Annotated in this window: 21 protein-coding genes and 1 pseudogene; 14 read left to right on the top strand and 8 right to left on the bottom strand. The window is 70.7% G+C overall.

Features of this window, described 5'->3' with window-relative positions:
* Window position 1: 1 nt before the first annotated feature.
* Entirely contained in the window at window positions 2-1273 is a 1272-nt protein-coding gene (locus ABZ464_RS00110; protein WP_359268574.1) for an MFS transporter, read from the bottom strand.
* Between the two features lie 196 nt (window positions 1274-1469).
* Between ABZ464_RS00110 and aroQ the strand changes: the two genes are divergently transcribed.
* The gene (gene aroQ, locus ABZ464_RS00105; RefSeq protein ID WP_359268571.1) at window positions 1470-1943 is read left to right on the top strand and encodes a type II 3-dehydroquinate dehydratase; all 474 of its coding nucleotides are present in this window, start codon (window positions 1470-1472) and stop codon (window positions 1941-1943) included.
* A 39-nt stretch (window positions 1944-1982) separates the two neighbouring features.
* Here aroQ and ABZ464_RS00100 read toward each other — a convergent pair whose 3' ends face one another.
* The 5 genes from ABZ464_RS00100 to ABZ464_RS00080 form a co-directional block, all read right to left on the bottom strand.
* Window positions 1983-2735 carry an amino acid ABC transporter ATP-binding protein gene (locus ABZ464_RS00100; RefSeq protein WP_359268569.1) on the bottom strand — a complete coding sequence of 251 codons (753 nt, stop codon included), beginning with the start codon at window positions 2733-2735 and terminating at the stop codon, window positions 1983-1985.
* Window positions 2732-3649, bottom strand: coding sequence for an amino acid ABC transporter permease (locus tag ABZ464_RS00095; protein ID WP_359268566.1), 918 nt, complete (start codon window positions 3647-3649; stop codon window positions 2732-2734). The genes ABZ464_RS00100 and ABZ464_RS00095 overlap by 4 nt, the downstream gene beginning before the upstream one ends.
* On the bottom strand, window positions 3646-4530 hold the full coding sequence (locus tag ABZ464_RS00090) for an ABC transporter substrate-binding protein (protein ID WP_359268563.1): 885 nt from the start codon (window positions 4528-4530) through the stop codon (window positions 3646-3648). The genes ABZ464_RS00095 and ABZ464_RS00090 overlap by 4 nt, the downstream gene beginning before the upstream one ends.
* Before the next feature lie 303 nt (window positions 4531-4833).
* Window positions 4834-5490, bottom strand: a complete 657-nt coding sequence (locus tag ABZ464_RS00085) for an MBL fold metallo-hydrolase (protein ID WP_359268561.1) — start codon at window positions 5488-5490, stop codon at window positions 4834-4836.
* A 10-nt stretch (window positions 5491-5500) separates the two neighbouring features.
* Complete coding sequence (locus ABZ464_RS00080) at window positions 5501-6187, bottom strand: maleylpyruvate isomerase family mycothiol-dependent enzyme (RefSeq protein WP_359268558.1); 687 nt, start codon at window positions 6185-6187, stop codon at window positions 5501-5503.
* A gap of 227 nt (window positions 6188-6414) precedes the next feature.
* Between ABZ464_RS00080 and uvrA the strand changes: the two genes are divergently transcribed.
* Window positions 6415-9414: an excinuclease ABC subunit UvrA gene (uvrA, locus tag ABZ464_RS00075; protein ID WP_359268555.1), complete on the top strand. Its 3000-nt coding sequence runs from the start codon at window positions 6415-6417 to the stop codon at window positions 9412-9414.
* Window positions 9415-9517: 103 nt separating this feature from the next.
* Here the strand turns inward: uvrA and ABZ464_RS00070 are convergent, their stop codons facing one another.
* Window positions 9518-10429 carry a carbohydrate kinase gene (locus ABZ464_RS00070; protein ID WP_359268552.1) on the bottom strand — a complete coding sequence of 304 codons (912 nt, stop codon included), beginning with the start codon at window positions 10427-10429 and terminating at the stop codon, window positions 9518-9520.
* A 101-nt stretch (window positions 10430-10530) separates the two neighbouring features.
* The gene (locus ABZ464_RS00065; RefSeq protein ID WP_359268550.1) at window positions 10531-11502 is read right to left on the bottom strand and encodes a hypothetical protein; all 972 of its coding nucleotides are present in this window, start codon (window positions 11500-11502) and stop codon (window positions 10531-10533) included.
* Window positions 11503-11797: 295 nt separating this feature from the next.
* Here ABZ464_RS00065 and uvrC point away from each other — a divergent pair, with 295 nt between their 5' ends.
* From uvrC to ABZ464_RS00005, 12 genes and pseudogenes are all read left to right on the top strand, one after another.
* Window positions 11798-13933 (top strand): excinuclease ABC subunit UvrC, encoded by a 2136-nt coding sequence (gene uvrC / locus ABZ464_RS00060; protein ID WP_359268548.1) that lies wholly within the window; start codon window positions 11798-11800, stop codon window positions 13931-13933.
* The gene (gene rapZ / locus ABZ464_RS00055) at window positions 13930-14931 is read left to right on the top strand and encodes an RNase adapter RapZ (protein WP_359268544.1); all 1002 of its coding nucleotides are present in this window, start codon (window positions 13930-13932) and stop codon (window positions 14929-14931) included. Before uvrC ends, rapZ begins: the two co-directional genes overlap by 4 nt.
* Window positions 14928-15995: a uridine diphosphate-N-acetylglucosamine-binding protein YvcK gene (gene yvcK / locus ABZ464_RS00050; RefSeq protein WP_359268541.1), complete on the top strand. Its 1068-nt coding sequence runs from the start codon at window positions 14928-14930 to the stop codon at window positions 15993-15995. The genes rapZ and yvcK overlap by 4 nt, the downstream gene beginning before the upstream one ends.
* Window positions 15986-16975 carry a DNA-binding protein WhiA gene (gene whiA / locus ABZ464_RS00045; RefSeq protein ID WP_359268538.1) on the top strand — a complete coding sequence of 330 codons (990 nt, stop codon included), beginning with the start codon at window positions 15986-15988 and terminating at the stop codon, window positions 16973-16975. Before yvcK ends, whiA begins: the two co-directional genes overlap by 10 nt.
* Window positions 16976-17140: 165 nt before the next feature.
* The gene (locus ABZ464_RS00040) at window positions 17141-20095 is read left to right on the top strand and encodes a M14 family zinc carboxypeptidase (protein WP_359268535.1); all 2955 of its coding nucleotides are present in this window, start codon (window positions 17141-17143) and stop codon (window positions 20093-20095) included.
* A 228-nt stretch (window positions 20096-20323) separates the two neighbouring features.
* Window positions 20324-21334: a type I glyceraldehyde-3-phosphate dehydrogenase gene (gene gap / locus ABZ464_RS00035; protein ID WP_055634811.1), complete on the top strand. Its 1011-nt coding sequence runs from the start codon at window positions 20324-20326 to the stop codon at window positions 21332-21334.
* A gap of 133 nt (window positions 21335-21467) precedes the next feature.
* Window positions 21468-22679, top strand: a complete 1212-nt coding sequence (locus tag ABZ464_RS00030) for a phosphoglycerate kinase (RefSeq protein ID WP_359268533.1) — start codon at window positions 21468-21470, stop codon at window positions 22677-22679.
* Between the two features lie 6 nt (window positions 22680-22685).
* Complete coding sequence (gene tpiA / locus ABZ464_RS00025; protein ID WP_359268530.1) at window positions 22686-23462, top strand: triose-phosphate isomerase; 777 nt, start codon at window positions 22686-22688, stop codon at window positions 23460-23462.
* Between the two features lie 107 nt (window positions 23463-23569).
* Window positions 23570-23806: a preprotein translocase subunit SecG gene (gene secG / locus ABZ464_RS00020; protein WP_359268528.1), complete on the top strand. Its 237-nt coding sequence runs from the start codon at window positions 23570-23572 to the stop codon at window positions 23804-23806.
* Between the two features lie 210 nt (window positions 23807-24016).
* Window positions 24017-24352, top strand: a complete 336-nt coding sequence (locus ABZ464_RS00015) for an RNA polymerase-binding protein RbpA (RefSeq protein WP_003957010.1) — start codon at window positions 24017-24019, stop codon at window positions 24350-24352.
* A 122-nt stretch (window positions 24353-24474) separates the two neighbouring features.
* On the top strand, window positions 24475-25731 hold the full coding sequence (locus tag ABZ464_RS00010; RefSeq protein ID WP_359268525.1) for an MFS transporter: 1257 nt from the start codon (window positions 24475-24477) through the stop codon (window positions 25729-25731).
* 73 nt (window positions 25732-25804) lie between these two features.
* Window positions 25805-26610, top strand: a pseudogene (locus ABZ464_RS00005) (glucose-6-phosphate isomerase); the annotation flags it as partial.

Genomic DNA, 26610 nt, shown 5'->3' with positions numbered 1-26610 from the left:
GTCACTCCATGACCGGCCGCACGGCGGTCAGCCGCACCGGGCGGGTCTCCGGCAGCAGCGCGAAACAACCGAGGCTGACCACCGCGATACCCGTGAGGTACAGGCCCACGCCCCACGGGACCCGCCCCGAGTGCTCCGCCAGCGCCGTCGCCACGATCGGCGTGAGCGCGCCCCCGAGAACACCGCCGAGGTTGTAGCCGACCGCCGCGCCCGTACAGCGCACCCGCGGCTCGTACAACTCGGGCAGATAGGCCGCGATCACCCCGAACATCGTGACGAACGCGAGGAGCGCCCCCAGGAACCCGAGGAACATCGGCAGGGGAGCGCCGGTCGAGAGCAGCGCCACCATCGGCAGCATCCACAGGGCCGCCGCCGCGCAGCCCGCGAGGCACAGCGGCCGCCGTCCGAAACGGTCTCCCAGCATCGCCGTCACCGGCGTCAGCGCGCCCTTCACCACCACCGCGCCCATGATGCAGGACAGCATGACGGTACGGCTCACCCCGAGGCGTTCGGTGCCGTACGCGAGGGACCAGGTGGTCACGGCGTAGAAGATCGCGTAGCCGACGGCCAGCCCGCCGGCGGTCAGCAGGACCAGCCGCCAGTGGTCGCGCACGACCTCCGCGAGCGGCACACGCGCGTGGTCGCCGATCTCCAGGAACCGGGGGCTCTCCGGGAGCGACGACCTCAGCCACAGGCCGAGCACGGCCAGCACCCCGGCCGCCCAGAACGGCACCCGCCACCCCCACGCGGCGAACTGCGCCTCCGTCAGCGTCGCCGACAGCACCAGCACCACCCCGTTGGCCAGCACGAACCCGACCGCCGGTCCGACCTGCGGAAAGCTCGACCACAGCCCGCGCCGCTCGGCGGGCGCGTGCTCCGCCGTGAGCAGCACCGCGCCGCCCCATTCCCCGCCGAGCCCCAGCCCCTGCAGAAACCGCAGCACGAGCAGCAGCAGAGGCGCGGCCACCCCGATGCTGCCGTACGTCGGCAGGCAGCCGACCGCGACCGTCGACGCCCCGGTCAGCAGCAGGGAGGCGACGAGGACCGGGCGCCGGCCGCGCCGGTCCCCGACATGCCCGAAGAGCACCGAGCCGAGCGGCCTCGCCACGAAGCCCACGCCGAACGTCGCGAACGCGGCCAGCGTCCCGGCCAGCGGCGAGAACGTCGGGAAGAACAGCGGCCCGAGAATCAGCGCGGCCGCGGTGCCATAGACGAAGAAGTCGTAGAACTCGATGGCCGTCCCCGCGAGCGAGGCGGTGGCGAGCCGTGGCATGGAGGGCGCCCTTACGGTGCGTACGTCGTGCATGCCGCGTCAACTACCCATGGTGACGACCGGTTACGGGGGCGCACGGGGGTGACGAGAGGGGCGGCGGGCGACCGAGGCGGCCTCTCGGTGCGCCGTTTCACCGTGATAGACCGGGTCCGAGCGGCGGTCCCGGACGGACCGCCCCGAACGGACCGGAGGAACCGTGCCGCACACCCTGGCCACCGCCCCGATCATGATCCTGAACGGCCCCAACCTGAACCTTCTGGGTCAGCGTCAGCCGGAGATCTACGGGTCCGACACACTCGCCGACGTCGAGGCGCTGTGTGTGAAGGCGGCGGCGGCCCACGGCGGCACGGTGGACTTCCGGCAGTCCAACCACGAGGGGCAACTGGTCGACTGGATCCATGAGGCGCGCCTGAACCACTGCGGCATCGTGATCAACCCGGGCGCCTACTCGCACACGTCCGTCGCGATCCTGGACGCGCTCAACACCTGCGACGGCCTGCCGGTGCTGGAGGTCCACATCTCCAACATCCACCGGCGCGAGTCCTTCCGCCACCACTCCTACGTCTCCCTGCGCGCCGACGGGGTCATCGCTGGATGCGGGGTACAGGGATACGTGTTCGGGGTGGAGCGGGTCGCCGCGCTGGCGGGGACGGGGAAGGCCGACACGTAAGCACCGACCTCCGGGAACACGCCCCTTACACCCCTCTGGCTACAGCCGGCCGGCCTCCACGATCCGCCGCAGGAACCGCCGTGTGCGCTCCTGCTGCGGGTCGCCGAAGACCTGCTCGGCGGTGCCGCGCTCCAGCACGACCCCTCCGTCCAGAAAACAGACCTGGTCGGCGACCTCGCGGGCGAAGCCCATCTCGTGCGTCGCCAGCACCATGGTCATGCCGTCGCCCTTCAGATCGCGGACGACGTTCAGGACCTCGCCGACCAGCTCCGGGTCGAGGGCGGCGGTGATCTCGTCGAGGAGCAGCAGCCGGGGACGTACGGCGAGGGCGCGTGCGATCGCCACACGCTGCTGCTGGCCGCCGCTGAGCCGGTCGGGGTACTCGCCGGCCCTGCCGCCCAGTCCGAGCCGCTCCAGCAGCTCCCTGGCGTGTTCCTCGGCCTTCGCTCGGGCGACGCCGTGCACCCGGCGCGGGGCGAGCGTGATGTTCTCCAGCACGGTCATGTGCGGGAACAGGTTGTACGCCTGGAAGACCACGCCGATACGGCGGCGTACCGCGTCCTGGTCGGTGCGCGGGTCGGTGATCTCCTCGCCGTCCAGCCAGATCGCGCCGTCGTCGATGTCCTCCAGGAGGTTGGCGCAGCGCAGCAGGGTGGACTTGCCGGATCCGGAGGCGCCGATCAGCGCGGTCACGGTGTGCGGGGCGACCTCCAGGTCGACGTCCCGCAGGACGACCGAGCCGCCGAAGGTCTTGCGGACGGACTCCATCCGCAGCACCGGGGCGTCGCTCATGTCGTTCCTCCTTGGGCCCGTCGGCCGTCCATACGGGCCGTCACCCAGTCCGTGAAGCGGGTCATCGGGATGGTCAGCGCGACGAAGACCAGCCCCGCCACGATGTACGGCGTGTAGTTGAGACTGCGGCCCACGATGATGTCCGCCGCGCGCACGGCGTCGATGGCGCCGCCGATCGACACCAGACCGGTGTCCTTCTGCAGGGACACCAGGTCGTTCAGCAACGGGGGCACCTGGCGGCGCACCGCCTGGGGGAGCACGACGTACCGCAGCGCCTGACGGTTGGACAGGCCGAGGGAGCGGGCCGCCGCGCGCTGCGAGGGGTGCACGGACTCGATGCCGGCGCGGAACACCTCGGCGACGTACGCCGAGTACGTCAGTGTCAGCGCCGTACCGCCGAGCAGCACCGGGTCGACCGTCACGCCCTGCAGACGCAGCGCGGGAACGCCGAGGACCACGATCATCAGGTTGATGATCAGCGGCAGTCCGCGGAAGAAGTCCGTGTACGCGGCCGCCAGCACCCGCAGCGGGAAGAACACCGGACCGCGCAGGGTGCGGGCCACGGCGATGAGCATGCCGAGGACGAGAACGGCAACGCCGCAGACGAACAGCAGCCGGACGTTCAGCCAGAGCCCCTCCAGGACCTTGGGGAACGCCTCGCGCGCGTACTGCCCGCTGAAGAACGTCTCCTTGGTGCGCGGCCAGCCGGGCGCGCCGACGACGACCAGATAGAGGACGACGCCCGTGACCAGGGTCGACAGCGCGGCGATCGCCGTGGCGCGACGGGCACGCGTGCGCCGGTAGCGCTCACGCTCCAGCCGCCGCTGCGACGGCACGTACGCGTCGCCGCCCCCGGACATGTCACCCTTGTCGTCGGCCCCCTCCTGGCCGGACTCCTCCTTCGTGACCGTCACTTGAGCACCGGGGCGTCGACGGCGTCGGAGAGCCACTGCTGCTCGATCTTCGCCAGGGTGCCGTCCTTGCGGAGCGCGTCCACGGCGTCCGTCACGCACGAGGTGAGGGCGCTGCCCTTGTCGAGGACGAGCCCGAACTGCTCGGGCGTACCGCCCTGGTTCTCGAACTGGCCGACGATCTCGGCGTTCGTCACCTCGGCGGAGGTGATGTAGAACGCGGTGGGCAGGTCGACCACGATCGCGTCCACCTGACCGTTCTTCAGGGCGGACTTGGCCTGGTCGTTCTTGGCGTAGACGGCGGCCTGCCGACTCGGCTTCACCAGGTCGTCGATGTAGTCGAGGCTCGTCGTGCCGACCTGGGCGCCCAGCTTGAGGCCCTTGAGGTCCGCGATGCTCGTCGCCTTCGCGGCCTTGCTGCCCTTCAGCGCGATGACGGCCTGGCGGACGTCGTAGTAGCCGGAGGAGAAGTCCACGGCCTTCTTGCGCTCGGCGCTGACGGACACCTGGTTGATGTCGAAGTCGAAGGTCTTCTCACCCGGCGCGAAGGCCTTGTTGAAGGGCACGCTCTGCCAGACGACGGCGCTCTTGTCGTACCCGAGCTGCTTCGCCACGGCGTACGCCACCGCCGACTCGAAGCCCTCGCCGTTGGCCGGCTTGTCGTCCTTGAACCAGGGCTCGTACGCCGGTTCGTCGGTGGCGATCGTCAGCTTTCCGGAGGTCTTGGTCGCCAACTCGCCCTTGGCGCAGCTCTTTCCGGCCGAAGCGGAGGACGGGGCGGACGCGTCGGCCTCGGGCTGCGGGGCGCAGCCGACCGCGGTCGCGAGCAGGGCGACGGTGGCGCCGGCGGCGGCGCGGCGCAGAACACGAGGGGCGAGGTGCATGGCGGGAGAGTGGCAGCGAAATCCGCGTCTGTCCAGGTCACACCCCTGTTTGTCCGCATGGTGGGAACGGGTGTTGCGTTCTCGTGAACAGGTTCGCGAGGTCTGCGCCTGGGCCGCCGGCCGAGGGCGGGGATCGAAGACCGGCGGCCCATTCCGCGCCGGAGCCGTCATCCCGCGCGGGGCTGAGACCAGTTGACCGCGCAACCACGTGTGAGGGGAGCGCGCGCGAGGCACCGACGCGTGCGCACGATTCACACGGGGCGCGTGAATGGCTTCACGCGCCCCGGTGTTCACGTCCGCAGCTCACCACCCGCGCGCGTGCCACTCCGGCAGATGCGGCCGCTCCGCGCCCAGCGTGGTGTCGTTGCCGTGGCCCGGGTAGACCCAGGTCTCGTCCGGGAGCACGGCGAAGATCTTCGTCTCGACGTCGTGGATCAGGCTGGCGAACGCCTCCGGATCCTTCCAGGTGTTGCCCACGCCGCCCGGGAACAGGCAGTCGCCCGTGAAGACATGGGGATGCCCGTGCGGGTCGTCGTAGACGAGCGCGATCGAGCCCGGCGTGTGCCCGACCAGATGCCGCGCGGTGAGCTCCACGTTCCCCACCCGGACGGTGTCGCCGTCGTCGAGCAGGACGTCGGTCGCCACCGGGATGCCCCCGGCGTCCTCCCGGCCCGCGTACGTGCGCGCGCCCGTGGCCGCCACGACCTCGGCGAGCGCCTGCCAGTGGTCGCCGTGCTGATGGGTGGTGACGACGGACGCGATGCCGTCGTCACCGATCGTCCCGAGCAGCGCCTGCGCGTCGTTGGCCGCGTCGATCAGCATCTGCTCGTCCGTGGCCCGGCAGCGCAGCAGATAGGCGTTGTTGTTCATCGGGCCGACCGCGATCTTGGTGATCATCAGGTCCTTGAGCTCGTGCACGTCCGCCGGGCCGCCGACCGTCACCTCTCCGCTGTACGTCATGACGGCCAGCCTATAGCGGGGGCAGGGCCGGGAGCGGACCGCCGGACACGGTCAGCCCGGATCCGTCGCGGCGTCCGGCGAGCCAGCCCAGGAGGTCGGCCGGGGGCCCGCTGACGGTCACCTCGGGGGTGTCCGCCTCCCCTCCGGTGCGCCACGCGCGCGTGCCGTCCGTCAGGCGGGTGGGCGGCACGTCGGGGTGCCCCGCGAAGCGGTCCGCGAGGAAGTCGGTCTCCCGCTCGGTGAACTCCTCCGGCAGGTCCTCCAGCGCGTAGCCGATCCCGAGATCCACATGGTGCAGCTCCACCTCCGCCCAGCGCCGGAAGGGGACGCGGGCGGCCTCGTCGGTGACGCCGTTGCGCAGCTCCACCGTGCGCGACCAGTCGGCGGGCACGGCCCCGGCCGCCTGGAAGCGGGCCGCGCTCTCCCGCAGATCGGCGAGGTGGACGTCCAGGGGCCGCGGGGCGTCCCGGTCGATGTCGGCGTCGCGGACGGCCGCGTCGGCGTACATGGGACGGCCCTCGAAGACGTTCACGAGGGCGTCCGCGTTGCGGGCGAGATGGGCGAGGACATGACCCCGGCTCCAGCCGGGCAGGAGCGACGGCGCTGTCACCGCCGCGTCCTCCAGTTTGCCGACTGCGGTGAGCAGCCGATCGGTAGCTTCACGTACAGACACCAGGTCATGAGCGTGATCAATCATGCTGCTGACCTTAGCCCCACCACTCCTTCGGGTGAAGATGGCCGACCGTGGCCCAAAATCGAATGTGCGTGCTATATGGTCGGTGGCGGCATCGGGCATGCTGGAGGGCCGGGGACTGTTGTCGACCGGTGCATCCGAACCGGCGCTGTCAGTGGCTCCCCCTAGTCTGGGAACGACGGGGGCCCCGCCCCTGTCACTCCTCTCAAGCAAGAAAGGTGCGGACCGGCGTGGCCGACCGTCTCATCGTCCGTGGCGCGCGCGAGCACAACCTCAAGAATGTCTCGCTCGACCTGCCGCGCGACTCGCTCATCGTCTTCACGGGCCTGTCGGGGTCGGGCAAGTCCTCGCTGGCCTTCGACACCATCTTCGCCGAGGGGCAGCGGCGCTACGTGGAGTCGCTCTCCTCGTACGCCCGCCAGTTCCTCGGCCAGATGGACAAGCCGGACGTCGACTTCATCGAAGGTCTCTCGCCGGCCGTCTCCATCGACCAGAAGTCGACCTCGCGCAACCCGCGCTCGACGGTCGGCACCATCACCGAGGTCTACGACTACCTGCGTCTGCTCTTCGCGCGCATCGGCAAGCCGCACTGTCCCGAGTGCGGCCGCCCGATCTCCCGCCAGTCGCCGCAGGCCATCGTCGACCGGGTCCTGGAGCTGCCCGAGGGCAGCCGCTTCCAGGTGCTCTCGCCGCTGGTGCGCGAGCGCAAGGGGGAGTTCGTCGACCTCTTCGCCGACCTCCAGACCAAGGGCTACTCCCGCGCGCGCGTGGACGGCGAGACGATCCAGCTGTCCAGCCCGCCCACGCTGAAGAAGCAGGAGAAGCACACCATCGAGGTGGTCGTCGACCGCCTCACGGTCAAGGACTCCGCCAAGCGCCGCCTCACCGACTCCGTGGAGACCGCCCTCGGTCTCTCCGGCGGCATGGTCGTGCTCGACTTCGTCGACCTCCCCGATGACGATCCCGAGCGCGAGCGCATGTTCTCGGAGCACCTCTACTGCCCGTACGACGACCTGTCCTTCGAGGAGCTGGAGCCCCGCTCCTTCTCCTTCAACTCGCCCTTCGGCGCCTGCCCCGAGTGCACCGGCATCGGCACGCGCATGGAGGTCGACCCCGAGCTGATCGTCCCGGACGAGGACAAGTCCCTCGACGAGGGCGCCATCCACCCCTGGTCGCACGGCCACACCAAGGACTACTTCGGCCGGCTGATCGGCGCCCTCGCGGACGCGCTGGGCTTCAGGACCGACATCCCCTTCGCGGGCCTGCCGCAGCGCGCCAAGAAGGCCCTGCTGTACGGCCACAAGACGCAGATCGAGGTCCGCTACCGCAACCGCTACGGCCGCGAGCGCGTGTACACCACGCCCTTCGAGGGAGCCGTCCCGTTCGTCAAGCGCCGGCACGGCGAGGCCGAGAGCGACGCCAGCCGCGAGCGCTTCGAGGGCTATATGCGCGAGGTGCCCTGCCCCACCTGTGAGGGCACGCGCCTGAAGCCGATCGTCCTAGCGGTCACCATCATGGAGAAGTCGATCGCCGAGGTCTCCGCGATGTCCATCAGCGACTGCGCGGACTTCCTGGGCGAGCTGAGGCTCAACCCCCGCGACAAGAAGATCGCCGAACGCGTCCTGAAGGAGGTCAACGAACGGCTGCGCTTCCTGGTCGACGTCGGCCTCGACTACCTCTCCCTCAACCGCGCGGCCGGCACCCTCTCCGGCGGCGAGGCCCAGCGCATCCGCCTGGCCACCCAGATCGGCTCCGGACTCGTCGGCGTGCTCTACGTCCTCGACGAGCCGTCCATCGGCCTGCACCAGCGCGACAACCACCGGCTGATCGAGACCCTGGTCCGGCTGCGCGACATGGGCAACACGCTCATCGTCGTCGAGCACGACGAGGACACCATCAAGGTCGCCGACTGGATCGTCGACATCGGCCCCGGCGCCGGAGAGCACGGCGGCAAGGTCGTGCACAGCGGCTCCCTGAAGGAGCTGCTCGCCAACGCGGAGTCGCAGACCGGTCAGTACCTGGCCGGCACGAAGTCGATCCCGCTGCCGGACATCCGGCGCCCGCGCGACCCGTCCCGGCAGCTCACCGTGCACGGCGCCCGCGAGAACAACCTCCAGGACATCGACGTGTCCTTCCCGCTGGGCGTGTTCACGGCCGTCACCGGTGTCTCCGGCTCCGGCAAGTCGACCCTGGTCAACGACATCCTGTACACGCACCTGGCCCGCGAGCTCAACGGCGCGAGGAGCGTCCCGGGACGGCACACGCGCGTGGACGGCGACGACCTCGTCGACAAGGTCGTGCACGTCGACCAGTCGCCCATCGGCCGCACCCCCCGCTCCAACCCGGCCACGTACACCGGTGTCTTCGACCACGTCCGCAAGCTGTTCGCCGAGACCACCGAGGCGAAGGTCCGCGGCTATCTGCCCGGCCGGTTCTCCTTCAACGTCAAGGGCGGCCGCTGCGAGAACTGCGCGGGCGACGGCACCATCAAGATCGAGATGAACTTCCTCCCGGACGTCTACGTCCCGTGCGAGGTCTGCCACGGCGCCCGGTACAACCGGGAGACCCTGGAGGTCCACTACAAGGGCAAGTCCATCGCCGACGTGCTGAACATGCCGATCGAGGAGGCCACGGACTTCTTCGAGGCCGTCCCGGCGATCGCCCGTCACCTCAACACGCTGAAGGACGTCGGGCTCGGCTACGTCCGGCTCGGGCAGTCCGCGACCACCCTCTCCGGCGGTGAGGCCCAGCGCGTCAAGCTCGCCAGCGAGCTCCAGCGCCGCTCCACCGGCCGCACGGTCTACGTCCTGGACGAGCCGACCACGGGCCTGCACTTCGAGGACATCAGCAAGCTCCTCAAGGTCCTCGCCGGCCTCGTCGACAAGGGCAACACGGTCATCGTCATCGAACACAACCTCGATGTGATCAAGACCGCCGACTGGGTCGTCGACATGGGCCCCGAGGGCGGCGCGGGCGGCGGCCTGGTCGTCGCCGAGGGCACACCGGAGGAGGTCGCCGGGGTCCCGGCGAGCCACACCGGCAAGTTCCTGCGCGAGATCCTCGACGCCGACCGCATCAGCGACGCGGCCCCGGTGAAGGCCCCGCGCAAGACGGCGGCGAGAAAGACGGCCGCGGCCAGGACCGCCAACAACACCGTGACCAAGAAGGTCCCCGCGGCCGCCAAGAAGGCCGCCCCCGCGAAGAAGACGACACGGGCCCGCAAGGCCTGAGCCGAACGGCGGGCCGGCCCCGCCCCACCGCCGAGACGGCGCCCCCGGGACCTCCCGCGGGGCGCCGCGTGGGCATCGGGCCGTGGCCTCGGCCCCGTGCCGCCTACAGGTCGCCCAGCTCCGAGGCGTACGGCGGTTCCGCGCCCGCCCGGGAGCAGGTCACCGCCGCCGCGCGGGCGGCGAACCCCAGCAGTCGCTGCCAGCCCTCGGCACCCAGCCCCGCGAGGCCGGCCGGGGACAGGGTGTCGCGCACCGCCAGACCGTGCAGCAGAGCCGCGTTCACGGTGTCCCCGGCCCCGATGGTGTCCACGACGTCCACCGGCTCGCCCGGGACGGCGTACACGGCGTGATCCCCGGTGATGACGCTCAGCCCGGCGGCGCCATGCGTGATCACGACGGCCGAAGGACCGGCCGACAGCCACTCGTGCGGGGTGCCGCCCAGCCACAGGGCGTCCTCCTCCGAGAGCTTGAGCAGGTTCACCGAGGGCAGCCAGCTCTTGAAACGGGCCCGGTAGGCGTCGGCGTCGGGGATCAGCCCCGGCCGGATGTTCGGGTCGAGCGCGGTGAACACGCCCTGCCCGGCCGCGGTCCGCAGCACCTCCTCGTACGCGCTCGCACCCGGTTCCAGCACCAGCGAGCAGGTGCCGAAGGACACCGCGCGCGTCCCCTCCGGGAGAGCGGCCGGGGTGGCGAACAGACGGTCGGCAGTGCCTTCGACGTAGAAGGAATACGCAGCGGAGCCGTCGTCGCCGACCGTGGCGACCGCCAGGGTGGTCGGCTCCGGGCCCCGCTGCACGGCGGAGACGTCCACGCCCGATTCCCGCAGCCTGCCGAGCAGCGCCTCCCCGAAGGCGTCGTACGAGACCCGGGAGCAGAACGTGGTCGGCGAGCCCAGACGGCCGAGGGCGACCGCCGTGTTGAAGGGCCCGCCGCCGAGCGCCGGCTGCAGAGCCGAGAGGGCACCCGTGCCCCGCGGTACCAGGTCGATGAGGGCCTCACCGGCGACGACGATCACGGGGCGGTTCCTTTCGCGGACGCTTCGGACTGCTCATGCCGAGTCTGCCCGCTCCCCGAGGCGGCGTGGGACGGAACGGACTGGTCCGGCAGCCCCCCCGCTCACTCCCAGTCCCAGCCGATGCCCACCATCCCCGACCGCACCCGCGGCTCCACGAGGTGGACCGAGCAGTGCCGGAAGCTGAGCGGCAGCTCCTGACGGCCGCCGCGCGGCGCAGCCGCCGAGTGCTGGGTGAACCGGTGGCAGCGCACGGGCAGCGCGTGCTCGGCGAACCGGATCTGCAGCGCGTACTGGCCGCCCGCCGCACCGAAACCGCGGACGTACTCACGGCAGACGTCGGCGGTGCCGTCCTCGACGGCGTAGCGGAAGAGGAAGGTCTCACCGGCCCGCAGCCGGGTGTCGAACAGCAGTTCGGCCACCAGGACGCCGGTGTCGTGGTGGCGGCGGACCCGTCCGGCGCGGCAGTTCTCCAGGGCGTGCACGGTCATCCGCTCGGGCGCGCAGCCGGCATCCCCCTGGTGGACGGCGAGGAAGCGGTCGACGCCGTCGCGGTGGGCGCGCACGATGTGCTGCGACTCGCGGCCCAGCAGCTCGCGGCGCGCCCCGATGCGGACCCGCTCGTGATGGCCCAGGGTGTGCAGCCCGCTGTCGAGTGGGTACTCCAGTTCGGCGTGCAGACGTTCAAGGACGCCGGAGGCCTCCAGGACGGCCCGGTAGGACCGGCCCGTGGGCTGCCCGGCGGCGGATGCCACGCCGGTCCTCGCGTCGGTGTCCTCCAGCAGCCGGATCAGGGACTCGTCCGGCAGGCGAAGGATCTCCTCCAGCGCGCGGACCGCCCGCAGCGACTCCGGACGCTGTGGACGCCGGGCACCCTGCTGCCAGTAACTCAGACTCGTGACGCCGACCTTGACCCCGTGACGCGACAGATGGTGCTGGACGCGCTGCAGGGGCAGTCCACGGGCGGCGATCGCGGCACGCAGCGCGACATGGAACGGGCCGCCCCGCAGGACCGTGTCCAGTTCCGCGACGGCGACGTCCTCGGCGGCGTCCGCGTGCTGTGTGGCGTGCGGCATGCAGGGGCCTTTCTGTGAAAGCTCGCGACGGCTGGTCGGACCGCGCGTGAGGGGTCGGGGCTTCCCCGCTGACGCCGGGGGCTCCTTCACATCCGTAAGGCGTCCTTCAGGGCCCCGAGTTCCCACGCATTGAAGCGTGTTGACCAAGTCCCGACAACACCTGATGCCTGAGTGGCACATGCGCTTGGCCGGTCCACGAGGTCCGGAAACGGGGTTTTCCACAGGGGTGCCGAGCACGGCCGTCGTTGTCCACAGGCCCGTCGGAGTGTCACTCCGCGCCAGTAGGGTGTGAGACATGGCCGACCCCTCCAGCTACCGCCCCAAGCCGGGACAGATCCCGGACTCTCCCGGGGTGTACAGGTTCCGCGACGAGCACCGCCGGGTGATCTACGTCGGAAAGGCGAAGAGCCTGCGCCAGCGCCTGGCGAACTACTTCCAGGACCTCGCGGGCCTCCACCCGCGCACCCGCACGATGGTCACCACGGCCGCGTCGGTGGAGTGGACGGTCGTGTCCACGGAGGTCGAGGCGCTGCAGCTGGAGTACTCCTGGATCAAGGAGTACGACCCCCGGTTCAACGTGAAGTACCGCGACGACAAGAGCTACCCCTACCTCGCGGTCACGATGAACGAGGAGTTCCCGCGCGTGCAGGTCATGCGCGGCCACAAGAAGAAGGGCGTCCGGTACTTCGGGCCGTACGCGCACGCGTGGGCGATCCGCGACACCGTCGACCTGCTGCTGCGCGTCTTCCCCGTGCGCACCTGCTCCGCCGGCGTCTTCAAGAACGCCTCCCGCACCGGCCGGCCCTGTCTGCTCGGCTACATCGGCAAGTGCTCCGCGCCCTGCGTCGACCGGATCTCTGCCGACGACCACTGGGAACTGGCCGACGAGTTCTGCGACTTCATGGCCGGCCGCACCGGCACCCACCTCCGCCGCCTGGAGAAGCAGATGAGGGAGGCGGCCGAGGAGATGGAGTACGAGCGGGCCGCCCGCCTGCGCGACGACATCGAGGCCCTGAAGAAGGCCATGGAGAAGAACGCCGTCGTGCTCGCGGACGCGACCGACGCCGATGTGATCGCGGTCGCCGAGGACGAGCTGGAGGCGGCCGTCCAGATCTTCCACGTCCGCGGCGGACGGGTGCGCGGCCAGCGCGGCTGGGTCACCGACAAGGTCGAGGAGATCACCACCGGCGCCCTCGTCGAGCACGCCCTGCAGCAGCTGTACGGCGAGGAGACCGGCGACGCCGTCCCCAAGGAGGTGCTCGTCCCCGCCCTGCCCGATCCGGTCGAACCCGTCCAGGAGTGGCTCACCGTCCGCCGCGGCTCGGGCGTCTCGCTGCGCATCCCGCAGCGCGGCGACAAGCGGGCCCTGATGGAGACCGTGGAGCGCAACGCCCAGCAGGCGCTCGTCCTGCACAAGACCAAGCGCGCCTCGGACCTGACCACGCGCTCGCGTGCCCTGGAGGAGATCGCCGAGGCCCTCGACCTGGACAGCGCCCCGCTGCGCATCGAGTGCTACGACATCTCGCACCTCCAGGGTGACGACGTCGTGGCCTCCATGGTCGTCTTCGAGGACGGGCTGGCCCGCAAGAACGAGTACCGGCGCTTCCAGATCAAGGGCTTCGAGGGCCAGGACGACGTCCGCTCCATGCACGAGGTGATCACCCGCCGCTTCCGCCGCTACCTCGCCGAGAAGGAGCGCACGGGGGAGTGGACCGACGCCGAGAGCGCCCTTCCCGACGGTGACGACCCCGCCGACAACCCCGCCGGCGACCCCGTCACCGACGGCGCCGTCCTTGCCAACGGCAAGGAAGCCCCCCTCGCCACCGGCCTCAAGGACGACGAGGGCCGCCCCAAGCGCTTCGCCTACCCGCCCCAGCTCGTCGTCGTCGACGGCGGCCGGCCCCAGGTCGCGGCCGCCCGCCGCGCCCTCGACGAGCTCGGCATCGACGACATCGCCGTCTGCGGCCTCGCCAAGCGCCTGGAGGAGGTCTGGCTGCCGCACGACGACGACCCGGTCGTCCTGCCCCGCACCAGCGAGGGCCTCTACCTCCTCCAGCGCGTCCGCGACGAGGCCCACCGCTTCGCGATCACCTACCAGCGCACCAAGCGGGCCAAGCGACTGCGCTCCGGCCCCCTGGACGACGTACCGGGCCTGGGCGAGACGCGCAAACAGGCCCTCATCAAGCACTTCGGCTCGGTGAAGAAGCTGCGCGCCGCGACCCTCGACCAGATCTGCGAGGTCCCGGGCATAGGCCGCAAGACGGCCGAGACCATCGCCGCGGCCCTCGCGCAGGCGGCTCCGCCCGCCCCCGCCGTGAACACGGCGACCGGAGAGATCATTGAAGACGAGGAACCCGGCACGACGGCGGGTTCCCCCGGAGATCCCGTGACCGCGGGCGCCCCGGAAGAACGACGGGGGCAGGAGACATGAGCGAGCACGAGCACGACGCGCATCCCACGGACGAGCGAGACCAGGCGCCGAGCACAGCGCCCCATGAACACGACACAGGTCACGAAGACGGAGCACAGGTGAGTACGGACAGCACGCCGCCCGGGATCCCCGAGGCGGCCATCCCCGAGCTGGTGATCATCTCCGGCATGTCCGGGGCGGGCCGCTCGACGGCAGCCAAGTGTCTGGAGGACCTCGGCTGGTTCGTCGTCGACAACCTCCCGCCCGCCCTGATCCCCACCATGGTGGAGCTGGGCGCCCGCTCCCAGGGCAACGTGGCGCGGATCGCGGTCGTCGTCGACGTCCGCGGCCGGCGCTTCTTCGACAACCTCAGAGAGTCCCTCGCCGACCTGGCGTCGAAGAACGTCACCCGGCGCATCGTCTTCCTGGAGTCCTCCGACGACGCCCTGGTGCGCCGCTTCGAGTCCGTGCGCCGCCCGCACCCCCTGCAGGGCGACGGCCGGATCGTCGACGGCATCGCCGCCGAGCGCGAACTGCTGCGCGAGCTGCGCGGCGACGCCGACCTGGTGATCGACACCTCCAGCCTCAACGTGCACGAGCTGCGCGCCAAGATGGACGCCCAGTTCGCGGGCGAGGAGGAGCCCGAGCTGCGGGCCACCGTCATGTCCTTCGGCTTCAAGTACGGCCTCCCGGTCGACGCCGACCTGGTGGTGGACATGCGCTTCCTGCCCAACCCGCACTGGGTCCCGGAGCTGCGCCCCTACACCGGTCTCAACGACGAGGTCGCCACCTACGTCCTCAACCAGCCCGGCGCGAAGGAGTTCCTCGACCGGTACGCGGAGCTCCTCCAGCTGATCGCCGCGGGCTACCGCCGGGAGGGCAAGCGCTATGTGACCATCGCGGTCGGCTGTACGGGCGGCAAGCACCGTTCGGTCGCGATGTCGGAGAAGCTCGCCGCGCGTCTCGCGGCCGAGGGCGTGGAGACGGTGGTCGTGCACCGGGACATGGGACGGGAATGACAGGACGTACACCGCGGCTGGGCCGGCTGCGCAGGGTGACCCCCGAGGGGCGCGCGAGCCGGCCGGTCGAGGCCCGGGGCGCGCGGCCGCGCCGCCGTGGCACCCAGCCCAAGGTCGTCGCGCTCGGCGGCGGCATGGGCCTGTCCGCCTCGCTCGCCGCACTGCGCCGGATCACCGGTGACCTCACCGCCGTGGTCACCGTCGCCGACGACGGCGGCTCCAGCGGGCGGCTCAGGGACGAGCTGGGCGTGCTGCCGCCCGGCGATCTGCGCAAGGCGCTGGCCGCGCTGTGCGGGGACGACGACTGGGGCCAGACCTGGTCCCGGGTCATCCAGCACCGCTTCCAGTCGCAGGGCGAGATCAACGGACACGCGGTCGGCAATCTGCTGATCGTCGCCCTGTGGGAGCAGCTCGGCGACCACGTCCAGGCCCTGGACCTGGTCGGCAAGCTGCTGGGCGCGCACGGCCGGGTGCTGCCCATGTCCGCCGTACCGCTGGAGCTGCAGGCCCTGGTCAAGGGGCACGATCCGCGCCGGCCGGAGGACGTCGACACCGTGCGCGGACAGGCGACCGTGGCCCTCACGCCCGGCGAGGTGCAGTCCGTGCACCTCGTGCCGCACGACCCGCCGGCCGTCCCCGAGGCGGTGGCGGCGGTCCTGGACGCGGACTGGGTGGTCCTCGGCCCCGGATCCTGGTTCTCCTCGGTCATCCCGCACCTCCTCGTGCCCGAACTGCTGGACGCCCTCATCGAGACCAAGGCGCGCCGGGTACTCTCGCTGAACCTCGCGCCGCAGCCCGGAGAAACCGAGGGCTTCTCCCCGCAGCGTCATTTGGAGGTTTTGGGACGACACGCCCCTAAACTCGCCCTGGACGTGGTGCTGGCCGACGAGGCCGCCGTGCCCGACCGCGACTCCCTGACCGACGCCGCCACCCGGTTCGGGGCCGCTGTCGAGCTGGCGAAGGTGGCCCGGACCGACGGAACGCCCCGGCACGACCCGGAGCTCCTCGCCGCCGCGTACGACCGTATTTTTCGGATGCATGGAAGGATCGGCCCATGGCGATGACGGCAGCGGTGAAGGACGAGATCTCCCGGCTCCCCGTCACCCGGACCTGCTGCAGAAAGGCGGAGGTCTCCGCCGTGCTGCGGTTCGCCGGCGGCCTGCACCTGGTGAGCGGCCGCATCGTGATCGAGGCGGAGCTGGACACGGCGATGGCGGCCCGCCGCCTCAAGCGGGACATCCTGGAGATCTTCGGCCACAGCTCCGAACTGATCGTGATGGCCCCGGGCGGTCTGCGCCGCGGCTCGCGCTATGTCGTGCGCGTGGTCGCCGGCGGGGACCAGCTGGCCCGCCAGACCGGGCTGGTCGACGGGCGCGGGCGGCCCATCCGGGGCCTTCCCCCGCAGGTGGTCTCCGGCGCGACCTGTGACGCCGAGGCGGCCTGGCGCGGGGCGTTCCTGGCGCACGGCTCGCTCACCGAGCCCGGCCGCTCCTCCTCCCTGGAGGTGACCTGCCCGGGCCCCGAGGCCGCGCTCGCGCTGGTCGGCGCCGCCCGCCGGCTGTCGATCGCGGCGAAGGCCCGCGAGGTGCGCGGCGTGGACCGGGTGGTCGTACGCGACGGCGACGCGATCGGCGCGCTGCTGACCCGGCTCGGCGCGCACGAGTCGGTGCTGGCCTGGGAGGAGCGCCGGATGCGCCGCGAGGTGCGGGCCACGGCGAACCGGCTCGCCAACTTCGACGACGCGAACCTGCGTCGTTCCGCCCGCGCGGCCGTGGCCGCCGGGGCCCGGGTCCAGCGCGCCCTGGAGATCCTCGGCGACGAGGTGCCCGAGCACCTCGCGGCGGCCGGCCGGCTGCGCATGGATCACAAGCAGGCCTCGCTGGAGGAGCTGGGCGCGCTCGCCGACCCGCCGCTGACCAAGGACGCGGTCGCCGGCCGGATCCGCCGTCTGCTGGCGATGGCCGACAAGCGCGCCTCCGACCTCGGTATTCCGGGCACGGAGGCCAACCTCTCCGAGGAGCTGGCCGACAACCTCGTGGGCTGACGGACGCTCAGAACGCTTTCGGGTGTTCTCAGGACGCCGGTGGTGTGACCCAATAGGGTGATATCACCGGCGTTTTGCTGTCCTTGAACCGCCCTTGACTGGATCATGAACTGTCATGAGCCTGGCAGAGTTCGCTGCTGTGGCGAACCTACGCAAGGGGGGTACATGAGACGTAGAGCGAGATCGGTCCTCGCCGTCGGCGCGCTCCTGCTCGGCGGAGCGGCACTCGCACCCATCGCCCAGGCACAACCCGCACAGGCCCCGAAGCCCGACCCCGACGAGGTCAAGGTGTTCCGGGCCGAGGTCACCAAGAAGCAGGTACCCCTGCTGCTGGCGGCCGGCCAGGACGGGCACGAACTCAGTGAGCAGGCACCCGAGAAGGGCACCGCCACCGTCGAGGTCTACCTCACCGACCGGCAGGCGGCCAAGCTCGAGAAGCAGGGCGTCGAGCTCACCGAGCACACACTTTCGGCCAAGGCCGAGGACCGCGTGGAGGCGGCCTCCGACGGAGTGTTCCGCCCCTACAGCGGCAGCGGCGGCCTGAAGGAGGAGATCCTCCGCACCGGGCAGCAGAACCCGGGCCTGACCAAGGTCGTCTCCATCGGAAAGACGGTGAACGGCCAGGACATCCTCGCGCTCAAACTGACCAAGGACGCGAAGAAGTCGAAGGACGGCGCCAAGCCCTCGGTGCTGTACATGTCCAACCAGCACGCCCGTGAGTGGATCACGCCGGAGATGACCCGCCGGCTGATGCACTACTACCTGGACAACTACAAGACCGACCAGCGCATCAGGAAGATCGTCGACTCCACCGAGCTGTGGTTCGTCCTGTCGGCCAACCCCGACGGCTACGACTACACCTTCCAGAACACCGACAACCGCCTGTGGCGCAAGAACCTGCGGGACGTCAACGGCGACGGCGTGATCTCCACCGGTGACGGCGTCGACCTCAACCGCAACTTCCCCTACAAGTGGGGCTACGACGACGAGGGTTCGTCCCCCAACCCCACCAGCCAGACCTACCGCGGCACGAGCGCCGGGTCCGAGCCCGAGACCAAGGCGCTCGACGCCTTCGAGAAGCGGATCGGGTTCACGTACGGCATCAACTACCACTCCGCCGCCGAGCTGCTGCTCTACGGCGTCGGCTGGCAGGTCGCCACCGACACCCCGGACGACGTCCTCTACAAGTCGCTCGCCGGCACCCCCGACAACTCCGCGATCCCGGGCTACCACCCGCAGGTGTCCTCGGAGCTGTACACCACCAACGGCGAGGCGGACGGCCACGCGGCGAACGTCAACGGCACGGCGATGTTCACCCCGGAGATGTCGACCTGTCAGACCGCGTCGAACATCGACCCGAACGACCAGTGGAACGCCTCCGACTGCCAGTCGGTCTTCAACTTCCCCGACGACGAGAAGCTGATCCAGCAGGAGTTCACCAAGAACATCCCGTTCGCGCTCTCCGTCGCCGACTCCGCCGCCCGCCCCGACCAGCCGAAGTCCTCGGTGGGGCTGAGCGCCGCCGACTTCACCCCGGCGCCGTTCACCACCTCGTACGCGCGCGGCGCGGACCAGCAGGTCTCCGTCGTCGTACGCAAGGCGCTCCGCGACAAGAAGCTCATGTACCGCGTCAACGGCGGCCGTACGCAGGACCGGGCGCTCAAGGCCTGGAAGGGCGGCGAGACCTACGGCGGGGACGACAACCTGTACTTCGACGAGTACCGGGCCAAGGTGCGGGGCGCCAAGCCGGGCGACAAGGTCGAGGTGTGGTTCACCGGTGGGACGAAGGCCGGCAAGAAGGTCTCCAGCGCGCACTTCACCTACACGGTCGCCGCACGGCCCCAGGCCGACACCCTGGTCGTCGCGGAGGAGGGCGCGGCCGCCACACAGGCGCAGACCTACGTCGACGCGCTGAAGGCCAACGGCCGCAAGGCGATCGTCTGGGACGTCGCCACCCAGGGCGTGCCCGACGTGCTCGGCGTGCTGAGCCACTTCGGGACCGTCGTCCACTACACGGGCGCGAGCACACCCGGCAACCCGACCCAGCTCGAACTGCGTGCCTTCCTCAACGAGGGCGGCAAGCTGATCGAGGCGGGCGAGCTGGCCGGCGGCACCGTCGACCTCGGCGACGGCACCCCCTCGGACGACTTCAGCCAGTACTACCTGGGCGCCTACTCCCGTACGTCGACCCCCGGCGCCACCGGCTTCACCGGCTCCGGCGCGCTCGCGGGCGCCGGCGGGGCCCTCGGTGCCGCCCCCGGCAACCCGCTGGACAAGGCGGGCACCTACGGCGTCACCTCCGACGAGCTGCCGGCCGCCACGTACCCGCAGTTCAAGAGCGCGGGCGCGGGCCAGTTCTCCGGGACGGTCAACCCGTACGGCCCGTACGCGGGCTCGTACATGGCCGCCGCGGTGCACACCGACGACGCCTACAAGCGCCTCACCCGCACCATCGACCTCAGCGGTGTCACCGCGGCGAACCAGCCGACCCTGCGCACCCGGCTGCTGTGGGACACCGAGCCCGGCTACGACAACGCGATCGTCGAGGTCCACACCGTCGGCGCCGACGACTGGACCACGCTCCCCGAGAAGGGCGGCGCGACCGGCACCGCCGTCCCCGCGGAGTGCGGCGCCGGCTTCTACATCGCCGACCACCCGTGGCTCAAGCACTACCTGACCCTCGGGGCGAACGACTGCACCGCGACCGGCACCACCGGCGCCTGGAACGCCCTCACCGGCGCCTCCAGCGGCTGGCAGCAGGTCTCCTTCGACCTCGGCGCCTACGCGGGCAAGAACATCGAGGTCTCGATCAGCTACGTCACCGACCCCGGCAGCGGCGGCCACGGCGTCCTCGCCGACGACGCCTCGCTCGTGACCGACGGCACGGCCACCGAGACCGAGGGCTTCGAGACCTCGCTCGGCGCCTGGCGGGCCGCCGGTCCGCCCGCCGGCAGCCCCGCCGTCCTGAAGGACTGGACGCGCACCGGAGCGCTGTTCCAGACGTACGGCGCGGTCACCACCGACGACACCGTGCTGCTCGGCTTCGGACTGGAGCACGTGACGTCCGCGGCGGACCGGAAAGCGCTCATCGGAAAGGCCCTCGCATCACTTGATCAGTGACACACCGGTCAACAGTGATTGACGCACCGTGACGAAATAAAGGCACAAAACGCCTCAGGCCCGGGCGGTCCGTACCCCTACTGGTGGGTACGGACCGTCCTGCCGTGTATGGGCGAAGTCGATGTCACCGACGGGGCCTCGGAGAGGTAGGGTCATGGGTGGTCGGGGACATCCCAAATACAGCTCGCCGGCACCGCATGGCCGGCGTACCAACGAGGAGATCGGTTCGTGACGATCCGCGTAGGCATCAACGGCTTTGGCCGCATCGGTCGTAACTACTTCCGCGCGCTGCTGGAGCAGGGTGCTGACATCGAGATCGTGGCTGTCAACGACCTGGGTGACACCGCGACCACCGCTCACCTGCTCAAGTACGACACCATCCTGGGCCGCCTCAAGGCCGAGGTGTCGCACACCGCCGACACGATCACCGTGGACGGCCACACCATCAAGGTCCTGTCCGAGCGCAACCCCGCCGACATCCCGTGGGGCGAGCTCGGCGTCGACATCGTCATCGAGTCGACCGGCATCTTCACGAAGAAGGCCGACGCCGCGAAGCACCTCGCCGGCGGCGCCAAGAAGGTCCTCATCTCGGCTCCGGCCAAGGACGAGGACATCACCATCGTGATGGGCGTCAACCAGGACAAGTACGACCCGGCGAACCACCACGTCATCTCCAACGCCTCCTGCACCACCAACTGTGTGGCGCCGATGGCCAAGGTCCTCGACGAGAACTTCGGCATCGTCAAGGGTCTGATGACGACGGTCCACGCGTACACCAACGACCAGCGCATCCTGGACTTCCCGCACTCGGACCTGCGCCGCGCCCGCGCCGCCGCCGAGAACATCATCCCGACCACGACGGGTGCCGCGAAGGCCACCGCCCTGGTCCTCCCGCAGCTCAAGGGCAAGCTGGACGGCATCGCCATGCGCGTCCCGGTCCCGACCGGCTCGGCCACCGACCTCGTGGTCACCCTCCAGCGCGAGGTCACCAAGGACGAGGTCAACGCCGCGTTCAAGAAGGCGTCCGAGGACGGCGACCTCAAGGGTTACCTGGCCTACACCGAGGACGAGATCGTCTCCTCGGACATCGTCAGCGACCCGGCCTCCTGCACCTTCGACTCCTCCCTGACCATGGTCCAGGAGGGCAACACGGTGAAGATCCTCGGCTGGTACGACAACGAGTGGGGCTACTCCAACCGCCTCGTCGACCTGACGGTCTTCGTCGGCGGCCAGCTCTGATCGTCGGATCAGGCACCACGGTGTGAACGCAGGGCCCGGGCGGCGCAGGGACGCGCCGCCCGGGCCCTGAGTCACGTGCAGAACCGCCCTGTCTACGATCACGGAGCACCACCAGCCCTCGGGAGCCCATTTCATGAAGACGATCGACGAACTCCTCGCCGAAGGAGTGGCCGGCCGGCGGGTCTTCGTCCGCGCCGACCTCAACGTGCCGCTGGACGGCACCACCATCACCGACGACGGCCGGATCCGCGCCGTCCTGCCGACCGTCAAGGCCCTCGCCGGTGCGGGCGCCAAGGTGGTCGTCGCCTCCCACCTGGGCCGCCCCAAGGGCGCCCCGGACCCGGCGTTCTCCCTCGCCCCCGCCGCCACCCGGCTCGGTGAACTCCTCGGCTCCGCCGTGGCCTTCGCGACCGACACGGTCGGCGCCTCCGCCCGGGAGACGGTCGCCGGCCTCGCCGACGGCCAGGTCGCGGTCGTCGAGAACCTGCGCTTCAACGCGGGCGAGACCTCCAAGGACGACGTCGAGCGCGGCGCCTTCGCCGACGAGCTCGCCCGCCTCGCCGACGTCTACGTCGGCGACGGCTTCGGCGCCGTGCACCGCAAGCACGCCTCCGTCTACGACCTCCCGGCCCGGCTGCCGCACTACGCCGGCCACCTCATCGCCACCGAGGTCGGCGTCCTGAAGAAGCTCACCGAGGACGTCAAGCGCCCCTACGTCGTCGCCCTCGGCGGCGCCAAGGTCTCCGACAAGCTCGCCGTCATCGACGAACTCCTCGGCAAGGCCGACCGCATCCTCATCGGCGGCGGCATGGCCTACACCTTCCTCAAGGCCAAGGGCTACGAGATCGGCACGTCCCTCCTCCAGGAGGACCAGATCCCGGCCGTCCAGGAGTACGTCGAGCGCGCGGAGAAGACCGGCGTCGAGCTGGTCCTCCCCGTCGACGTGGTGGTCGCCCCCGGGTTCCCGGACCTGGCCACCAAGGCCCCGGCCGACGCCACCACCGTCACCGCGGACGGCATCCCCGCCGACCGCATGGGCCTGGACATCGGTCCCGAGACCCGCAAGCTGTACGCCTCGAAGATCACCGACGCCGCCACCGTCTTCTGGAACGGCCCGATGGGCGTCTTCGAGCACCCCGATTTCGCCGAGGGCACCAAGGCGGTCGCCCAGGCCCTCCTCGACTCCCCGGCCTTCACGGTCGTCGGCGGCGGCGACTCCGCCGCGGCCGTGCGCCTCCTGGGCTTCGACGAGAACGCATTCGGCCACATCTCGACCGGCGGCGGCGCCTCCCTCGAATACCTCGAGGGCAAGACGCTCCCCGGCCTTGCCGCACTGGAGGACTGACCGCTCATGAGCACCCGTACGCCGCTGATGGCGGGCAACTGGAAGATGAACCTCAACCACCTCGAGGCCATCGCCCACACCCAGAAGCTCGCCTTCGCCCTGTCCGACAAGGACTACGAGGCCGTCGAGGTCGCCGTCCTGCCGCCCTTCACCGACCTGCGCTCCGTGCAGACCCTGGTCGAGGGCGACAAGCTCGCCATCAAGTACGGCGCCCAGGACATCTCGGCCCATGAGTCCGGCGCCTACACCGGCGAGATCTCCGGACCCATGCTCGCCAAGCTGAAGTGCGCCTACGTGGCGATCGGCCACTCCGAGCGCCGCCAGTACCACGCCGAGACCGACGAGCAGGTCAACGCCAAGGCCAAGGCCGCATTCAAGCACGGCCTCACCCCGATCCTGTGCGTCGGCGAGGAACTGGAGGTCCGCGAGGCGGGCAACCACGTCTCCCACACCCTCGCCCAGGTCGAGGGCGGTCTGAAGGACATCCCGGCCGACCAGGCCGAGACCGTCGTGATCGCCTACGAGCCCGTCTGGGCCATCGGCACCGGGAAGGTCTGCGGCGCCGCGGACGCCCAGGAGGTCTGCGCCGCCATCCGCGGCAAGCTCGCCGAGCTGTACGACCAGGAGCTGGCCGACAAGGTCCGCATCCAGTACGGCGGCTCCGTCAAGGCCGGCAACGTCGCCGAGATCATGGCGCAGGCCGACATCGACGGCGCCCTGGTCGGTGGCGCGTCCCTGGACGCCGACGAGTTCGTCAAGATCGTGCGTTTCCGCGATCAGTGAGCCGGGCTGCGAGTAGGCGGTAGCGGCGATCCGTCGTACCCTTGCGGGGGCATGGCCACGGTGCCGTGCCCCCGTCGTTATCCGAATCCGAGGAAGTTGGTCCAGCCGTGGTTCTGGGGTTCTCGATCGCCCTGATCGTCTTCAGCCTGCTGATGATGCTGCTGGTGCTGATGCACAAGGGGAAGGGCGGCGGCCTCTCCGACATGTTCGGAGGCGGCATGCAGTCCTCCGTCGGCGGCTCCTCGGTCGCCGAGCGCAACCTCGACCGCATCACCATCGTCGTCGGTGTGTGCTGGTTCGCGTGCATCATCGTCCTCGGCATGCTCATGAAGTCGAGCAACTGACAAGCCTCTCACAGGCACGCACAATCCGTACGTAAGGCCCCATGTTCGGTACGCGCAGCTGAGCGCGGCCTATCATGGGGCTTGCGTCTAGGTGCGGGAGCTGTAACTCCAATCACTGGACGCGCGTTGGGCCTTACGTAGACTGAGGCGCTCGCAGCGAAGCGAAACGCCGACTCGCTTTGCGGCACCATCACGCAGGGAGTTACGACCGTGGCAAGTGGCAACGCGATCCGAGGAAGCCGGGTCGGGGCGGGGCCGATGGGCGAGGCCGAGCGGGGCGAGTCCGCGCCCCGTCTGCGCATCTCCTTCTGGTGCTCCAACGGGCACGAGACGCAGCCCAGCTTCGCCAGCGATGCGCAGGTACCCGACACCTGGGACTGCCCGCGCTGCGGCTTCCCGGCCGGACAGGACCGGGACAACCCCCCGGACCCGCCGCGCACCGAGCCCTACAAGACGCATCTCGCCTATGTGCGGGAGCGGCGCAGCGACGCGGACGGTGAGGCGATCCTCGCCGAGGCGCTCGCCAAACTGCGGGGCGAGATCTAGGAGTTGAGACCGGCCGGGTACCCGACAGGCACCTGGCCGGACCCGTTGTCAGTGGTCTCCGCTACGGTTTTCGTGTGGGTTCCCGCTTTCGCGGAAACCGGAGAACCGGGCGGAGGGGAGCCGTGACGGGGGAGACGCGGGCGCCCGCGTGGCGCGGGGGTTTCGGACGGCTGTGGAGCGCCGCCGTGCTCTCCCGCTTCGGGGACGCGCTGCGGACCACCGCCCTGCCGCTGCTCGCCGTGCGGCTCACGGACGAGCCGCTGGCCGTCGCCTCCGTGACCGCGTGCGCCCATCTCCCCTGGCTGCTGTTCGGCCTGCTCGGCGGGGCCGTCGCCGACCGGGTGGACCAGCGGCGCGCGATGTGGGCCGTCGACACCGTACGGGCACTGCTCGTCGCCGCCTTCGCCCTCGCCGTGGGCCTCGGCCATGCCTCCGTCCCGCTGCTGATCGCCCTCGCCTTCCTGCTGACCACCCTGCAGACCCTCTTCGACAACGCCGCCACGGCCCTGCTGCCCTCCCTGGTGCCCCGCGCGGCCCTCGGCGGCGCCAACGCCCGGCTGCTGACCGGCCAGCAACTGGCCGGCGGCCTGCTGGCCGGACCGTTCGTCCCCCTGCTGCTGGGCATCGGCGCCTTCCTGCCGTTCGCCGTCGACGCGGGCACCTATCTGCTGGCCGCCGCCCTGGTCGCCTCCCTGCGGACCCGGCCGCCCGAGCGCGGGCCGCGCCCCTCCGGCAGCACCCTGCGCAAGGAGATCGGCGACGGACTGCGCCACCTCTGGCAGGACCGCGTCCTGCGCGCGATCTGCTCGGCCACCCTCCTGTGCAACATCGGCATGGGCGCCCTCATCGCCACCCTGGTCCTGCACGTGACGCGCTGGCTGCAGGCGGCCCCCAGCGGATACGCCGCCGCCATGACGGCGTACGCCCTCGGCAGCCTGGCCGGAGGCCTGGTCGCCCAGCGCCTCGCGCAGCGCACCGGCCGGGCCCGGGCCTTGCTGCTCGGCGGCGCCGTCCAGACCGCCGCCCTGCTGCTCATGGGCACCGTCCGAAGCCTCGGCGCGCTCCTCGCCGGCATGCTGCTGCTCGGAATCATGAACATGGTGTGGAACGTCAACCAGGTCACGCTGATCCAGCAGCGCAGCCCCGAACCCATGGTCGGCCGGATCGCCGCCGCGTTCCGTACCGCGTCCACGTCCGGAGCGCCGACCGGCGCCCTCCTCGGCGGAGCGGCCGCCGACACCCTCGGGCTGAACGCGCCCGCGCTGCTGGCGGCCGCGCTCTTCGCCCTGGCCGTCGCCGCGTTGATACCCGCGGGCCGGGCGGACGTACCTGTTGTTGCCCCGCAGGACGGTTCCGCGTCCGCTCGCGTGACGCGCTGATCAACTAGGTTGGGACCGGCGGGGCAAGGCGTGCACAGCAGCACGGACAGGTGAGGAAGGGCTGAAGTCCGACATGAACGCAGACGGCCGTACGAGGCTCAACCAGACGCCCGAGTGGACGGCTCTGGCCAAGCATCGGGAGGAACTCGGCGAGGTACAGCTGCGCGAGCTGTTCGCCGCCGACCCCGAGCGCGGCAGCGGATACACCCTGCAGGTCGGCGACCTGCACATCGACTACTCCAAGCACCTCGTCACCGACGAGACGCTGAGGCTGCTGCGGGAGCTGGCCGAGGCGGCCGACGTCTTCGGCCTCCGGGACGCCATGTTCCGCGGCGAGAAGATCAACACCACCGAGGACCGCGCGGTCCTGCACACCGCCCTGCGCGCCCCGGCCGACGCGGTGATCGAGGTCGACGGGGAGAACGTGGTCCCCGCCGTCCACGCCGTCCTGGACAAGATGGCCGGCTTCGCCGACCGCGTCCGCTCCGGCGCCTGGACCGGCCACACCGGCCGGCGCATCCGCAATGTCGTCAACATCGGCATCGGCGGCTCCGACCTCGGCCCGGCCATGGCCTTCGAGGTGCTGCGCAGCTACACCGACCGCGACCTCACGGTCCGCTTCGTGTCGAACGTGGACGGCGCCGACCTGCACGAGGCCACCCGCGACCTGGACCCGGCCGAGACGCTGTTCATCATCGCGTCCAAGACCTTCACCACCATCGAGACGATCACCAACGCCACCTCGGCCCGCACCTGGCTGCTGGCCGCCCTGGGCGACGACGCCGCGGTCGCGCGGCACTTCGTGGCGCTGTCGACGAACGCGGAGAAGGTCGCGGACTTCGGCATCGACACGGCCAACATGTTCGAGTTCTGGGACTG

It is taken from the genome of Streptomyces sp. NPDC005820 (assembly GCF_040630255.1).
Taxonomy (GTDB): Bacteria; Actinomycetota; Actinomycetes; order Streptomycetales; family Streptomycetaceae; genus Streptomyces.
Note: the sequence above shows the minus strand (reverse complement) of the source record. Positions and strands in the feature narration are given on the sequence as shown.